Annotated in this window: 13 protein-coding genes; 8 read left to right on the forward strand and 5 right to left on the reverse strand. The window is 60.3% G+C overall.

Features of this window, described 5'->3' with window-relative positions; genetic code table 11:
• Positions 1-8 precede the first annotated feature (8 nt).
• Positions 9-1,886, reverse strand: a complete 1,878-nt coding sequence (locus tag ACIGEK_RS06470; protein ID WP_397492498.1) for a diguanylate cyclase domain-containing protein — start codon at positions 1,884-1,886, stop codon at positions 9-11.
• A 233-nt stretch (positions 1,887-2,119) separates the two neighbouring features.
• Here ACIGEK_RS06470 and ACIGEK_RS06475 point away from each other — a divergent pair, with 233 nt between their 5' ends.
• Positions 2,120-4,438, forward strand: a complete 2,319-nt coding sequence (locus ACIGEK_RS06475; RefSeq protein ID WP_397493092.1) for a YgiQ family radical SAM protein — start codon at positions 2,120-2,122, stop codon at positions 4,436-4,438.
• 73 nt (positions 4,439-4,511) lie between these two features.
• Here the strand turns inward: ACIGEK_RS06475 and ACIGEK_RS06480 are convergent, their stop codons facing one another.
• The 4 genes from ACIGEK_RS06480 to ACIGEK_RS06495 form a co-directional block, all read right to left on the reverse strand.
• Positions 4,512-5,783 (reverse strand): Hsp70 family protein, encoded by a 1,272-nt coding sequence (locus tag ACIGEK_RS06480; protein ID WP_397492499.1) that lies wholly within the window; start codon positions 5,781-5,783, stop codon positions 4,512-4,514.
• Positions 5,784-5,941: 158 nt separating this feature from the next.
• Positions 5,942-6,898 carry a YbhN family protein gene (locus tag ACIGEK_RS06485; protein ID WP_397492500.1) on the reverse strand — a complete coding sequence of 319 codons (957 nt, stop codon included), beginning with the start codon at positions 6,896-6,898 and terminating at the stop codon, positions 5,942-5,944.
• Positions 6,899-7,047: 149 nt separating this feature from the next.
• Positions 7,048-7,485, reverse strand: coding sequence for a YqaA family protein (locus tag ACIGEK_RS06490; protein WP_397492501.1), 438 nt, complete (start codon positions 7,483-7,485; stop codon positions 7,048-7,050).
• A 24-nt stretch (positions 7,486-7,509) separates the two neighbouring features.
• A complete protein-coding gene (locus ACIGEK_RS06495; RefSeq protein ID WP_397493093.1) occupies positions 7,510-8,238 on the reverse strand; it encodes a VC0807 family protein in 729 nt (242 codons plus the stop codon).
• 316 nt (positions 8,239-8,554) lie between these two features.
• Between ACIGEK_RS06495 and ACIGEK_RS06500 the strand changes: the two genes are divergently transcribed.
• The 7 genes from ACIGEK_RS06500 (at position 8,555) to ACIGEK_RS06530 (ending at position 14,269) form a co-directional block, all read left to right on the forward strand.
• The gene (locus ACIGEK_RS06500; RefSeq protein WP_397492502.1) at positions 8,555-9,505 is read left to right on the forward strand and encodes a substrate-binding domain-containing protein; all 951 of its coding nucleotides are present in this window, start codon (positions 8,555-8,557) and stop codon (positions 9,503-9,505) included.
• A gap of 102 nt (positions 9,506-9,607) precedes the next feature.
• Entirely contained in the window at positions 9,608-10,369 is a 762-nt protein-coding gene (locus ACIGEK_RS06505) for a substrate-binding periplasmic protein (protein ID WP_397492503.1), read from the forward strand.
• Between the two features lie 122 nt (positions 10,370-10,491).
• On the forward strand, positions 10,492-11,178 hold the full coding sequence (locus ACIGEK_RS06510) for a substrate-binding periplasmic protein (protein ID WP_397492504.1): 687 nt from the start codon (positions 10,492-10,494) through the stop codon (positions 11,176-11,178).
• Between the two features lie 69 nt (positions 11,179-11,247).
• Positions 11,248-12,273, forward strand: coding sequence for a type II secretion system F family protein (locus ACIGEK_RS06515; protein ID WP_397492505.1), 1,026 nt, complete (start codon positions 11,248-11,250; stop codon positions 12,271-12,273).
• 255 nt (positions 12,274-12,528) lie between these two features.
• On the forward strand, positions 12,529-13,392 hold the full coding sequence (locus ACIGEK_RS06520; RefSeq protein ID WP_397492506.1) for an oxaloacetate decarboxylase: 864 nt from the start codon (positions 12,529-12,531) through the stop codon (positions 13,390-13,392).
• Between the two features lie 79 nt (positions 13,393-13,471).
• Complete coding sequence (locus ACIGEK_RS06525) at positions 13,472-13,738, forward strand: DksA/TraR family C4-type zinc finger protein (RefSeq protein WP_397492507.1); 267 nt, start codon at positions 13,472-13,474, stop codon at positions 13,736-13,738.
• 84 nt (positions 13,739-13,822) lie between these two features.
• The gene (locus tag ACIGEK_RS06530) at positions 13,823-14,269 is read left to right on the forward strand and encodes a hemerythrin domain-containing protein (RefSeq protein ID WP_397492508.1); all 447 of its coding nucleotides are present in this window, start codon (positions 13,823-13,825) and stop codon (positions 14,267-14,269) included.
• Positions 14,270-14,297: the final 28 nt, after the last annotated feature.

Raw genomic sequence — 14,297 nt, forward strand, 5'->3', positions numbered from 1 at the left:
TCGTGTAATCAGCCCAAGCCACTGGGTACATTCAGCACATCCAGTTGCAGGCGCGCGCTACTACTCAGCTCGCCGTCCTCCCCGCAAACGGCCGAGCCTGAACGACCGCGGCTCTTGACCTTGTAGAGCATTTCGTCGGCGGCTTTGTACAGCGTGGTGAAGTTGCTGGCGTGACGCGGATACAGCGCCACGCCGATGCTGATGGTTACGGTCAGGCGGTCAGCACCGTAGGCCACCGGCTTGGCCAGTTCATCGAGTAGGCGGCGGGCAATTTCCCGGGCGTGCTGTTCAGCATCCGCACCGCCGATCAGCACCGCAAATTCGTCGCCACCCAGACGCGCCACCGCATCCCCCGAGCGCACATGTTCGCGCAGACGCTGGGCGATGCTTTGCAGCATCAGGTCCCCTGCGTCGTGGCCGTATTTATCGTTGATGGGTTTGAAATGATCGAGGTCAATCAACAGCAGGGCGGTTGCTTCGCTGTGTCGGCGTGCGTTGGCCAGGGCCGCCTCGCAGCGCTCGACCAGAAAGCGCCGGTTGGGTAGTTCGGTCAGGGGGTCATGGAAGGCGGCATGCTGCAGTTCGCGTTCGCGCTCGCAGAGCTGCTGATTGGCCAGTGCCAGCTCTGCGGTACGCAGTTTGACAGCGCTTTGCAGCTCGTCGGCGCTGCCCTGCATCTGCGCCAGGCGTGCAGTCTTTTCGCGGTCGGCTTGTTCCAGGGCTTCGGCTTTTTCCTGCTTGAGCGTTTGGATGCGATACGCCAGGGCAAAGGAGAACAAGATCGACTCAGCGGCTACGGAAAGTGGGAACACATAGGCGTTCCAGGTAGCCGGCTGCACGACCCCCGTGGCGCGTAGTAGGGCCAGGCTGATGCTGCCGAGGATCAGGCCGTAGCCGCAGAGGTAAAGCAGCGCCGGGAAATAGCCCTGACGCCAGCGAATCAGCGCCGCGCCCAAGGCCGCCGGGATGCTAGTCAGTGAGAGCAGGGCAATGATCCAGGCCGCCGTATGACGTTGGCCGAAACCTTCTAGGGTGACTGCAATGACATAGCAGACGCAGGCAAAGCTCAGCAAGTGATGCGCCCAGCGCACGTGCGTGCGGGTTTGCATAAGGCTTTGGGTGAAGCGGCAGGCGCAAAAGCCCCAGATTGATGGCAGGGTCACACGGTCCAGCCAGAAGGGGACGGGGTTGTTTGGCCATAGGTACTGGAAGCCATGGCCACTCATGCTGAGAATCATCAGCAGGGCGCCAGCGGTGGTCAGCACGTACCAGAAGTAGGCCGAGTCGCGCAGGCTGAAAAAGATAAACAGGTTGTACAGCAGCAGGGCGGCGATGATGCCGTAGACCACACCGAGGGCCAGGTTCTCTTCCGCAGCTGTTTGAGTTAGGTCGTCCAGCTGCCAGGCGCGCATCGGGAATGAGTTCCCCGCAGGGTCATAGCTGCGCAGGTAGAAGGTCAGGGGTTGCTGATCCAGCTCCGGCAGCTTGAACAATATGTGCCGGAAGTCATGGTCGCGGCCGGCTTTGTGGTTAACGCGCTCACCCGATTCGCGCTCTTGCCAGCCGCCGCTTTCGCCAGGCAAGTACAGGCGCATGTCATGTTGGGTGACCGAGCTTATTTCCAACCACCATTGGCTCGGCGCATCGACCGTGCGCTGCAAGGTTACCTTGATCCACCAGGGGCTGGTGCTCTGGCCAACACTGGCGCGGCCATTGGCAGGTTTGAAGCGACGTTGCACTGCAGGGTCGGCCATGTCGGCAATACCCAGCTGCGCGCTGCTGTCTTCCAGCAGCTCGATATCAGCGTTCAGGGAAATGCCATTGCTATCAGGCGTTAGCGTGAGCGCAGCACTCGTCAGGCCAGGCAGGAGGGCTAGGCTCAGCATGGTAAGGATTGAAAAAGCTAAGCGATGCACCACGTTCACCCCTTTTCCCGGCTATTAGCAACCGATGTTATTGCCCGGAGTATAGCCGTAAGCCACTACGATACCGCTACAGTGCTATGGGTCTTTCAGCCATTTAACCTAGCGTCTAAGTCGGGTTTGGTTAAAATTTGTGCTATATTCCGCGCCCGCGATTTTCCATCCCTGTTCGCCTACACCGGTCACTTTCCATGTCCATGCAAACCGCCAAGCCGTTATTCGATTATCCAAAGTATTGGGCCGAGTGTTTCGGGCCAGCATCTTTCCTGCCAATGAGCCGGGAAGAGATGGATCAGCTTGGCTGGGACAGCTGCGACATCATCATCGTTACCGGTGACGCTTATGTGGATCACCCTTCCTTCGGCATGGCGATTATTGGCCGCTTGCTGGAGTCGCAGGGGTTTCGTGTGGGCATCATCGCCCAGCCGAACTGGCAGTCGAAAGACGACTTTATGAAGCTCGGCGAGCCGAACCTGTTCTTCGGCGTCGCGGCCGGCAACATGGATTCGATGATCAACCGCTACACCGCCGACAAGAAGATCCGCTCGGACGACGCCTACACACCCGGTGGCATGGCCGGCAAACGCCCGGACCGCGCTAGCCTGGTTTACAGTCAGCGTTGCAAAGAAGCCTATAAAAACGTGCCGATCGTACTTGGTGGCATCGAGGCCTCGCTGCGCCGTATCGCCCACTACGATTACTGGCAAGACCGCGTGCGTAACTCGATCCTGATCGATGCCAGCGCCGACATCCTGCTGTACGGCAACGCCGAGCGGGCCATTGTCGAAGTGGCCCAGCGCCTGTCCTATGGCCACAAGATTGAAGACATCACCGATGTACGCGGCACCGCGTTTATTCGCCGCGATACGCCGCAGGGCTGGTATGAGGTGGACTCCACCCGTATCGACCGTCCGGGCAAGGTCGACAAGATCATCAACCCGTACGTCAACACTCAAGACACCCAGGCCTGCGCTATTGAGCAGGAAAAGGGGCCGGTTGAGGATCCGAACGAAGCCAAGGTGGTGCAGTTACTGGCCAGCCCGCGCATGACCCGCGATAAAACCGTGATCCGTCTGCCGTCGATGGAGAAAGTGCGTAACGACCCAGTCCTGTATGCCCACGCCAACCGCGTGCTGCATTTGGAAACCAATCCCGGCAACGCTCGCGCGTTGGTGCAGAAGCACGGCGAAGTGGATGTGTGGTTCAACCCGCCGCCCATCCCCATGACCACTGAGGAAATGGACTACGTGTTCGGCATGCCCTATGCGCGCATTCCGCACCCCGTCTATGGCAAGGAGAAAATCCCGGCCTACGACATGATCCGTTTCTCGGTAAACATCATGCGTGGCTGCTTCGGTGGCTGCACCTTCTGCTCGATCACTGAGCACGAAGGGCGGATCATCCAGAACCGTTCGGAAGAGTCGATCATCCGCGAGATCGAAGAGATCCGCGACAAGGTGCCGGGCTTTACCGGGGTAATTTCCGACCTCGGCGGGCCGACCGCGAACATGTACCGCATCGCTTGCAAGAGCCCGGAAATCGAATCCGCGTGCCGCAAGCCGTCCTGCGTGTTTCCCGGCATCTGCCCGAACCTGAACACCGACCACTCCAGTCTGATTCAGCTGTACCGCAGTGCCCGTGCGCTACCGGGCGTGAAGAAGATTCTGATTGCCTCTGGCCTGCGTTACGACCTGGCCGTCGAGTCGCCGGAGTACGTTAAAGAGTTGGTTACCCACCACGTTGGTGGTTACCTGAAGATCGCCCCGGAACACACCGAGGAAGGTCCGCTCAATCAGATGATGAAGCCGGGCATTGGCAGCTATGACAAGTTCAAGCGCATGTTCGAGAAGTACTCGAAAGAGGCGGGCAAAGAGCAGTACCTGATCCCGTACTTTATCGCTGCGCACCCGGGCACCACCGACGAAGACATGATGAACCTGGCCCTGTGGCTCAAGGGCAATGGCTTCCGTGCCGACCAGGTACAGGCCTTCTACCCGTCGCCGATGGCCACCGCCACCGCCATGTACCACTCGGGTAAGAATCCGCTGCGTAAGGTCAGCTACAAGAGTGATGGCGTGACCATCGTCAAGAGCGAGGCGCAGCGCCGCCTGCACAAGGCCTTCCTGCGTTACCACGATCCAAAAGGCTGGCCGATGTTGCGCGAGGCACTCGAGCGCATGGGCCGTGCCGATCTGATCGGGCCCGGCAAGAATCAGCTAATTCCCCTGCACCAACCGGCGACCGATGGTTACCAGAGCGCACGTCGTAAGAACTCGACGCCAGCCGGTAGTAAGAAAGTGGCTGGGGCTTCCGCTGCCAAGAGCAAGCCGATGCTGACTCAGCACACCGGTTTACCGCCGCGTGACACCGGCGCGGCAGGCGGCAACCCTTGGGACAAGCGCGAGCAGGCCAAAGCGGCTGCGCAAGTGCGTAACCAGCAGGCCGCTAAAGAGCGTGCCGATGCTGCCAAGGGCAAAGGCAAGAAACCGGTGAAGAAGCCGGCTGTGCCGCGTTAATTCTGCGCAAATAAAAAACGCCAGCTTTGAGCTGGCGTTTTTTATGGCAGAGGATGCGGTTAAAGCACCCGTCTTAACAGTTGCCGTAGCGCTTCTGCGCCTCAATCGCCAGGCCACTGCCGATGCTGCCGAAGGTGTTGCCTTCGACGTGGCGGGCGTTGGGTAGCATCGCCGCAACGCTCTGGCGCAAGGCTGGGATGCCGCTGGAGCCGCCGGTAAAGAACACCGTATCGACCTGCGCCACACTGACTCCGGCATCGCTGAGCAGTTGCGTGACGCTGGCGCGCGCGCGCTCCAGCAGTGGCTCAATGGCGCCTTCGAACAGCTCACGGGTCAGCTCGGCGACCAGGCCGTCTTCCAGGCGGCTGAGGTCGATCGGGCGTGCGTCCTGCTCGGTCAGGGCGATCTTGCTTTCTTCCACCTGCATGGCCAGCCAATGGCCGTCGCGGCGTTCTATAAGCTGGAACAGGCGGTCGATGCCAGTCGGGTCGACAATGTCGTAGCGCATGCTCTGCAGCTGACGTTGCGATTGGGCCGAATACACCGCGTTGATGGTGTGCCAGGTGGCCAGATTGAGGTGCGTGCTGGTAGGCATCGGCGCATCGCTTTTCATCCGGCTGCCGTAACCGAAAAGCGGCATTACGCCGGCCAGCGACAGCTGCTTGTCGAAGTCAGTACCGCCGATATGCACGCCGCCGGTGGCGAGGATGTCGTCATGCCGGTCGGCCACGCTGCGCCGCTCTGGGGCCAGGCGCACCAGGGAAAAGTCCGACGTACCGCCGCCGATATCGACGATCAGCACCAGCTCTTCCTGGCTGATGCCGGACTCGTAGTCGAAGGCAGCGGCAATCGGCTCGTACTGGAACGACACATCCTTGAAGCCGAGCTTGTGTGCCACGGCCACTAGGGTGTTCTGGGCTTCCAGGTCTGCCACCGGGTCGTCGTCGACGAAGAACACCGGGCGGCCCAGCACCACTTCCTCGAACGGACGGCCAGCGGTGTTTTCGGCGCGGGTTTGCAGTTCGCCGATAAAGAAGCCGAGCAGGTCCTTGAATGGCAGGGCGCTGCCCAGCACGGTGGTTTCGCTTTTCAGCAGCTTGCTGCCCAGCAGGCTTTTCAGCGAGCGCATCAGGCGGCCTTCGTAGCCCTCCAGGTATTCCTGCAAGGCCAGGCGGCCGTAAACCGGGCGGCGCTCTTCGAGGTTGAAGAACACCACCGACGGCAGGGTGATCTTGCCGTCTTCCAGTGGGATCAGCGTCTCGGCGTCGGGGCGCAGCCAGCCGACGGTGGAGTTGGAGGTGCCGAAGTCGATGCCGCAGGCGCGGGCGGGTGTAGAGAGAGTCATGCGGCGCGCTGTTCCTGAATAAGTACCGGGAGGTTTTCGGGCGTCCCGCTGCGACAGCCTGGCAAGTTACTGTCGTAACGGCCTGGCCCAAAAACGGCCGCGCATTCTATGCGAGTGCGCGGCGTAATGCTGCCCCCGGTTATCCGGTGCTATTCGGCTCAGGGTAGTGGCGGGGTGTCCGAATCGTTGAGGCGGCTTTGCCACTGTGTCCACTCGAACCCCATTACTACCAGCAGCGACAGGGCAAATGGCAGCAACAGGTAGAAACAGCGGAATACGATCAGCGCAGCGAGTACGTTCGCTGCCGGCAGCTCGGGCATCGCTGCGAGAAAGGTCACTTCGAGTACGCCCAGGCCGCCAGGGGCATGGGACAACAGCGCCAGCGAGAACGAAGCGAGGAAAACGCCGAACACCACCAGGTAGCCAGGGTTGTTCTCCGCCGGCAGGGCGAAGTAGATGATCGCCGCGGCGCAGGCCAGCTCCAGCGGGCCGGCCAGCAGCTGGCGGCCGACAATCCCCAGGCGTGGGTATTCGAGATGCAGCTTGCCCCAGTGCCAGGGCTTGAAGTGGCGCCAGGAGCCGAGCACGTAGAGCGCGACCAACAGCAGCAGGAGTGCGCCGATGATCTCGGAGACCAGCGGCGTGACCTTGGCCACGCGGTGGATCAAATCCGGCTCCAGCACCAGTACGCAGCCGCTGGCGAGGATGGTGCCGAGGACGAAGGTGAAAGAGCAGAACACGATCAGGATGCCGATTTCCTGGGGCGTCATGCCTTTGCTGCGGTAGGCGCGGTAACGCACCAGCGCGCCGGAAAACACCGAGGCGCCAATGTTATGGGCCAGCGCATACGTGGTGAATGAGCACAGACTTATAAAGTGCCAGGGGATTTTTTTGCCGAGGTGAGCGAGGGCGATGCGGTCGTACCAGGCTAGCGCGCTGTAGGCCCCCAGCGTGGCACCGGCAGCCAGCAGCCAATTCAGGCGCGGAATAGCGCGCAGGCTGTCGGCGATTTCATCCAGGGAAATAGTGCGCACTTGGTGATAGAGCAAATAGCACGACAGCAGTACGGCACCGAGACCCACCAGGGTCCAGACCAGATCGCTCCTTTTCATCACGGATGCAGCTCCACTGAGATCACTCCTTCGCTCTGCGACGGTCATCGCACACCCCTTGTGCGAAGGTTGCGCAGTATCACGGAGGCATCGTCGATGCTCAACCTCGGGCTTGCCGTTGGCGTTACGGCGTGTGTCGCGCGTGGCGTAACTCAGCTCCAGCCGAGGGTCAGGGCGGCCAATACAGCATAGCGGGCGGTTTTCGCCAGGCTGACGATCAGCAGGAAAACCCACAGGCGCTCGCGCATTACCCCGGCCACCAAGGTCAGCGGATCACCGATGATCGGTACCCAGCTCAGCAGCAGTGACCAGCGGCCATAACGCGCATAGCCGCGCTGCGCTTGTTGCAGGCGAGCATCGCTGACTGGGAACCAGGACCTGTGGCGAAAGTGTTCGAAGTAACGGCCGAGCAGCCAGTTGAGCAGCGCACCGAAGATATTGCCGGCGCTGGCCACCGCCAGCAGAGCCCAGGGCGAATAGGCGCCGCTGAGCAGTAGCGCCACCAGCACGCTTTCCGATTGCAGTGGCAGCAGAGTGGCTGCACCCAGGGCCGAAATAAACAGGCCCAGGTAGGCGGAGAGCGTCAGCATCCGTGGCGCGTCGGGCCGAGTAGCTTAGGGTTGCTCTTCCTGCTCAGCATTGGCCATCACATCTTCCAGCTTGAGGCCGGTAAGGCCGTGGATGGTGCGCCACAGGTAATAGAAGATGGCCATCAGCATGATCATCGAGGGGATGGCAATCATCGGATAGCTGAGCAGGTTCATCCGCCCCAGCTCTTCGTTAAAGGCTTCGCTACCAGCCGGGCTGATCACGATCCACTTGGCCAACACGTAGTTCATTGCCGAGGAAAAGAAGAAGGTGCCGCTCAGCCAGTAGGTGGCCCTGAGCAAGCGTGCTTCGAAGCGCTCGGTATTGCCGGCCTGCTCCAGGCGCTCATGGATCTTGTCGACGTTGAGCACGGTCTTGTTGAACAGCATGGTGCGGATCAACGGGAAGCGGGTGCGGGTCGAGACCAACACGGCGATGCCGATGATGCCAGGGATCGCCGCTTCCTTGATCGCCAGCCACTGGTTGTCCAACTTGAGCAGGCCAATCCCGCCGGTAAGCAGAACGCTGACCAGACCGAGCAGCGCGATAAAGTTGAATTTGCGGTACTTGAGCAGTTCGAAACTGCCCCAGCCCAGCGGGAAGGCCAGCGCCAGCATCAGCGCACCGTCGGCACCCAGTCGGCTCTCGCCACTGAGTTTCATCAGGATCAGGGAGGGAATCAGAATACTGACCAGCAAATCGATCAGCGGGCGGGGTTTGTGCGTGGCCTGAGTGCTTTGCGTGGTATCGGTCATGTCATTCAAGGTGCAGGAAAGAGACGCGATCATCGCCTGCTTGAGCGGCGGCTACCAGCCCAGCCGTCGCCTGGAGTGTGAAAAAAACGCCTAGCGCTCGTTTCTAGCCTTATCCGCAACAGCTCGGAGAGGGCGCGCCAGCCAAGGTCGGCCATTAAAACTGTGATTCTGCATATGATTTTCGAGCGGGTGGCCATTAGTCCTATGCTCGGCGAGGCTGCCGTCCTGATGCTAAAGTGACATTTAAGCTCTGTGACGGCACTCTTGCCCCGTTTGGTTCGGAGTGAGGTGTGGCAACGCTTTGGGAGTGATGTTGATGTACAGCCGGTGCCAATCAAAATACGTGTTAGTGCTATTTGTTGCCTTGACCAGTTGGGCTGCTCAGGCATTGGCAAAGGATTGTATCGGTGTGGTAGCGGCAGGCGTCCTGCCTTTTTGGGCGCAGGTGGAGGCAGGTGCGCAGCAGGCAGGCAAAGAGCTTGAGTTGGGGGTGCGCTTTCGTGGGCCTAGCCGCGAGGGGGGTGTGGAAACCCAGCTGCAGATTATCAATTGGGTGCTGGAGCAAGGCTGTAAGGCGCTTGTTATTGCCCCTAGCGGCCCCGAAATTGCTCCGCGAGTGCAGCAGTTAGCCGCTAGTGGAATCAGTACTATTTATTTCGACCGTGACCTGCCCGGCAGTGTGGTGCGTGGTGTGGTAGCTACCGATAACTTTCGTGCCGGTGTTCAGGCTGGCCAAGCGTTGGCGTTGGCGTTGGCGCTCGGTGGCCGGGGGCAGGTGGCCTTATTGCGCTTACAGCGTGGTATTACTTCGACCAGCGAGCGAGAGCGTGGCTTCCGCCAGGGGGCTGAAGCAGGGGGGCTGAGGGTACTGGTTGATGTCTACATCGGCGATGACAGCCAGGCAGCGGTGGATGCGCTGCGTGATCAGCTTCCGCAGCTGGACGGCGTGTTTACCCCCAATAGCACCAGTACACGGGCTGCTCTGGCTGCACTACGCCGGCTCCATAAAGCCGGTGAGCTGTTCCATATCGGATTTGATGCCGATGAGTTGCTGATCGATGCGTTACGCCAGGGCGAGATCCATAGCCTGATGATTCAGCAGGCCCACGCCATTGGTTATCAGGCCGTGCAATTGGCGGCGCAAAGCTTGCGTGGTGAGCTGCCGCCGCAACCGGTTAGCGTCGCGTTACCGGTCATGCAGGTCCATCGCAAAAACCTGGCGCAATGGCAGCGAGCCCGCGATTTAGAGCTATCTGGCAATCCATAGTGTTCGCGCTGATTTGCCGCAGCACTGCGCTGGTTGGTGGCCCATTGGCTGTTTATCATTTGCCGTAGGTCGAATGGGGCCATTGTTTTTCAGGTAGTGCCAATGAGTTTGAGTTCCTGGTTCGGTGTGTTGTTGCTTGGTTGCTGTTCATTGGCACCGGCGACTGAGCTGCGCCTGTATACCGAGGAATACCTACCGCTCAGCTATATCGAAGATGGCAAGCTGACCGGCATGGCCGTGGAGGTGATCGAACTGCTGATTCAGCGCACCGGGCAGGACACCCGCATCGAGTTGGTGCCCTGGACCCGTGGCTACCATCAGGTACAACGCGAGGCCAACAGCGGCCTGTTCTCTACAGTGCGTACCGCCCGGCGCGAGGCGCTGTTCCAGTGGGTCGGGCCGATTGCCCAGGGGCATACCAGCTTCTATGCGCAGCGCGGTGCCGGGCTGAATGTGCGTACGCTGAAGGATGTTGAACGGTTCACCACCCTGGCAGTGCCCAAGCAGTGGTACTCCTATGAATACCTCAGCGACCGGGGCCTGAAGAACCTTTACGGTGTGCCAACGCCCCAGCACATGATGAAAATGTTCAAACACGGCCGTATCGAGTTGCTGGTGGCCAACAATCTGGCACTGGATGACATGCTCGCGCAGCAAGGCATGCGCCGTGATGAGGTCGAGTTGCAGTTCACCTTTATGGGCAACAACTCCTATATCGCCTTCTCGAAAAATACCGATCCAGCACTGGTGCGGCAATGGCAGCTGGCCCTCGATGAGTTGCTGCGCGACGGTAGCCTGGAGCGCATACACCAGCGCTGGTTTGCCCAACCGTTCAGTATGCCGATCACGCCTTCCTTGCCTTAGCGCGCCTTGTCCAGCTCTGAGCTAGTCTGAAACCAGTGCTTGGAGAACCCACTTTGCTAAAACCATGCTGCGCGCTGATGATCTGGCTGCTGCTTTGCTTAGCTGGGCCTGCACGTGCCGAATTGCATTTGCTGACGGAGGAGGCTCCGCCGACCAGTTTTAACCGCGATGGTGAGCTGCGCGGCCTGGCCATAGAAGTGGTAAGCGCGCTGATCGAGCGCACCGGTGATGCCGGCAAAATCGAGCTGCTGCCCTGGACGCGGGGTTATCATTTGGCCCAGCGCGAGCCCAATACGGCGATCTTCTCCACTGTGCGTACGCCGGAACGTGAGGCCAAGTTCCAGTGGGTCGGCCCGTTGTTGATCGGCACCACCAGCTTCTACTCGCTGAAATCGCGCAATCTGCGCTTCGACAACCTGCAGCAAGCTGCCGAGAGCGGCCCGCTGGCCGTGCCGAAGCAGTGGTACACCTTTGAGACCCTGAGTGCGCGCGGCTTCAAGAATCTCTACGGGGTCACCAGTTCGAAGAATATGGTGACCATGCTCAAGCATGAGCGGGTGCAATTGATTGCCACTGAAGACCTGACCCTAAAGGACGAACTGGCCAGTGGCGGTTTAAGCCCGGATCAGGTGCAGGCGCACCTGCCGTTTATGCGTTCGGCCTACTACATCGCCTTCTCTCCGCAGACCGATGCGGCGCTGGTCGAGCGTTGGCGGCTTGCCCTCGAAGGCATGCATGAGGACGGCAGCTTCGCTCAGATATTTCGCCGTTGGCTGCCGCAAGCCGAGTTGCCGGCTGCCACCGAATAGCCCGCTGCGCGTTACGTGGCCTGCTAACCTGGCGCCTGTTGTGTCGTTCTCACCTCGCTGAGCCTGCTTATGCCAACCTCACGTCCTGTCCTGCTTGATCTTGCTGCGCGCGCACAGTTATTCAGTCATCTGGCGGCCATGGAGAAAGCCGGTGTGCCGGTCGAACAGGCGCTGCTCAGTGTGCAAGTACCTGCGCGTGGCCGCGCAGCGCTGGCCAGCCTGCAAGCATTGATCGCCGGGGGTAGCGACATGGCCAGCGCCGGGCTGCGCAGTGGCTTGTTTACCCAGCTGGACAGCACCCTGCTGCGCGCCGCCCAGGCCAGTGGCTGCCTGGCAGCGGTTTACCAGCGTTTGGGTGAGCGCTACAACTATCGGGCGCAGCAGGCCGCCGCTGTGAAGTCACGCTTGCTGATGCCGGCGGCGGTGCTGGTGCTGGCGTTGTTTATCCAGCCGCTACCGGCGCTGGTCGGCGGCCAGCTGAGCGTTGCCGGTTATCTGTGGGGTGTGCTCTGGCCGTTGCTGGTGCTGGGGATTTTGTATGGCCTGGGGCGTGGGCTTTATCGGCGCAGTGAGCACGCGCCAGCTAGCGCGGCGCCGCCTCTCGACGGACTGTTGGCGAGTGTGCCGATTCTTGGTCCGGCGCTGCTGCGGCGTAATCTGCGTGATTTTTTCGACAGCCTGGGGCTGATGCTGGAGGCCGGCATGCCAATGCTTGAAGCCTTGCCCAAGGCCTGCGCGGTAATCAGCCATGCGCCGCTGCGCAAGCGCTTCAGCAGCCTGCAGATAGCTATTCAACACGGCCAGGGGTTGGCTCAGGCACTGGCGTCGATCGACTTTCCCGGCCAGGGGCTGGCGCTTGGCCTGATTCGCACTGGCGAGGCCAGCGGCACCCTGCCGGCCAGCCTGCTCAACTACGCCGGGGTGGAAACCCAGAAGCTGGATAGCCTGACCGCGCAGCTGGCCACCTGGCTGCCGCGTCTGCTGTATGCCGGTGTGATGCTGTGGATGGCCTATGGGCTGCTTACCGGCGCAGGCTTTGGGCCGCGCTTGCCGGCAGAGCTCGCGATCTGCTGCGCGTCGGCCCTGCGGCGTTAAAAGCAGGCTCGGATGTGAGCCCAGTCCGCTTCCTCGCCTGTTTTGACCAGCCGGAGGCTGTTACTAGCGTAGCGCCTTGCAGGTCTCAAGCTCGCTAGATCGTAGATATCACCTCAACGGCGCAAGGTGTTGTGCGCGGACTGAAAGGCGGGCGCAAGGTTGTTGGTCGACCATGTAGTTTTACTACATGACGAGTTTTGTAGTTTTGCTACATAATTGCGTGCCAAGAACTGACCCTGACCGATGGTGCACCCCATGCAAAGAGCCTCGCATCACGACCTTCGTGCGCAATTTCGCGCGCTTCTTGCTTCAAATAGCTGCTATCACACCGCTTCAGTGTTTGACCCAATGGCAGCGCGGATTGCCGCTGACCTGGGTTTTGAAGTCGGTATTCTGGGCGGGTCTGTAGCTTCACTACAAGTTCTGGCTGCTCCGGATTTTGCCCTGATTACCCTCAGCGAATTTGTCGAGCAGGCCACGCGCATTGGCCGTGTCAGCCGTTTGCCGGTAATCGCCGATGCCGACCACGGCTACGGCAATGCGCTTAACGTGATGCGTACTGTGATCGAGTTGGAGCGTGCCGGGATTGCCGCGCTGACCATCGAAGATACGTTGTTGCCGGCGCAATTTGGGCGCAAGTCCACTGACCTGATTAGTGTCGCCGAGGGCGTCGGCAAGATCCGGGCTGCATTGGAAGCGCGAGTTGATCCGGATCTGGCCATCATCGCGCGTACCCATGCGGGCGTGCTGCAGCTTGATGAAGTTATCCTCCGTACCCAGGCTTACCAGGCCACTGGTGCCGATGCTATCTGCATCGTCGGCGTTGAGGACTTTGACCATCTGGAACAGATTGCTGCAGCGTTGAGCGTTCCGCTGATGCTGGTCACCTACGGCAACCCCAAGCTGCGTGACAACGAACGCTTGGCCAAGCTCGGCGTACGCATTGTGGTCAACGGCCATGCCGCCTACTTTGCCGCCATCAAGGCGACCTATGACTGCCTGCGCGAGCAGCGTGGGGCGCAGTCCAGTGATCTCAGCGCGACCGAGCTGACGCATACCTATACCCAGCCAGAGGACTACATCGTCTGGGCTGAAGAGTTTATGAATGTGCACGAATAGGCCGCCGATCAACTGCGCTTGTAAATAGCCGCTGTGGCGTCCATATCTCCTAATCAGTGCAACGCATGTGGAGGCGACTATGGCAGGCGGTTGGAGCAGTGACGGAGCGGTGCAGGAACAGATCGACAGCAGCATCGACGACGCCATTCAGCGTGTGCGCAGCCAACTGCCCAGCGGCGAGAGCCTGACCCACTGCGAAGCGTGCTATGTGCTGATTCCCGAGGCTCGGCGTCAGGCGATCAAGGGCGTACGCCTGTGCGTTTCTTGCCAATCTGAGCACGACAAAGAGCAGGCGCAGTTCAGTGGGTATAACCGCCGTGGCAGCAAGGACAGTCAGTTACGCTGAGGGCGCTGCTTGAGCCGTTATGGCACTTTTCGGCGATTACTGGGGTCACACAGAGGTATTGGTGACTACGGAGGAAATTTGCCCATGACGATTTTTGAAGCGCTGCGCATCAGCCACGACCGTCAACGTGAGTTGGCCGAGAAAATGGTGGCGACCAGCGGTGAAAGTCCCGAGCGAGAAGCCCTGTTTACCGAATTGAAACAAGAGTTGGCCGCGCATTCGGTGGCTGAAGAGCGCAACTTCTATATCCCACTGATGCAGGACGATCTAGGCGTGGACTTGTCGCGTCATGCCATCGCCGAGCATCACGAGATGGATGAAATGATTGAGGGCCTGGAAGAGACCGAACTCAGCAGCCCGAGCTGGCTGGTCCAGGCCAAAGCCCTATCGGAGAAGGTTCATCATCATCTGCACGAGGAAGAACAAAAATTCTTCCAAATGGCCGGCAAGCTGTTGAGTGAAGCGCAGAAGCACACGCTTTCATCTGCCTATCTCAGCACCTATGACGAGCAGATAGCCGCGGCGAGCTGAGCGTCATCATGCCCGCACGCCGTGTGCG

This window comes from Pseudomonas sp. NPDC079086 (assembly GCF_044542155.1).
Classification (GTDB): Bacteria; Pseudomonadota; Gammaproteobacteria; order Pseudomonadales; family Pseudomonadaceae; genus Aquipseudomonas.

Coding starts and splice junctions, on each gene's coding strand:
- ACIGEK_RS06470 (WP_397492498.1), bottom strand. CDS start 1,886: ATGCTGAGCCTAGCCCTCCTGCCTGGCCTGACGAGTGCTGCGCTCACG.
- ACIGEK_RS06475 (WP_397493092.1), top strand. CDS start 2,120: ATGCAAACCGCCAAGCCGTTATTCGATTATCCAAAGTATTGGGCCGAG.
- ACIGEK_RS06480 (WP_397492499.1), bottom strand. CDS start 5,783: ATGACTCTCTCTACACCCGCCCGCGCCTGCGGCATCGACTTCGGCACC.
- ACIGEK_RS06490 (WP_397492501.1), bottom strand. CDS start 7,485: ATGCTGACGCTCTCCGCCTACCTGGGCCTGTTTATTTCGGCCCTGGGT.
- ACIGEK_RS06495 (WP_397493093.1), bottom strand. CDS start 8,238: ATGACCGATACCACGCAAAGCACTCAGGCCACGCACAAACCCCGCCCG.
- ACIGEK_RS06500 (WP_397492502.1), top strand. CDS start 8,555: ATGTACAGCCGGTGCCAATCAAAATACGTGTTAGTGCTATTTGTTGCC.
- ACIGEK_RS06505 (WP_397492503.1), top strand. CDS start 9,608: ATGAGTTTGAGTTCCTGGTTCGGTGTGTTGTTGCTTGGTTGCTGTTCA.
- ACIGEK_RS06515 (WP_397492505.1), top strand. CDS start 11,248: ATGCCAACCTCACGTCCTGTCCTGCTTGATCTTGCTGCGCGCGCACAG.
- ACIGEK_RS06520 (WP_397492506.1), top strand. CDS start 12,529: ATGCAAAGAGCCTCGCATCACGACCTTCGTGCGCAATTTCGCGCGCTT.
- ACIGEK_RS06525 (WP_397492507.1), top strand. CDS start 13,472: ATGGCAGGCGGTTGGAGCAGTGACGGAGCGGTGCAGGAACAGATCGAC.
- ACIGEK_RS06530 (WP_397492508.1), top strand. CDS start 13,823: ATGACGATTTTTGAAGCGCTGCGCATCAGCCACGACCGTCAACGTGAG.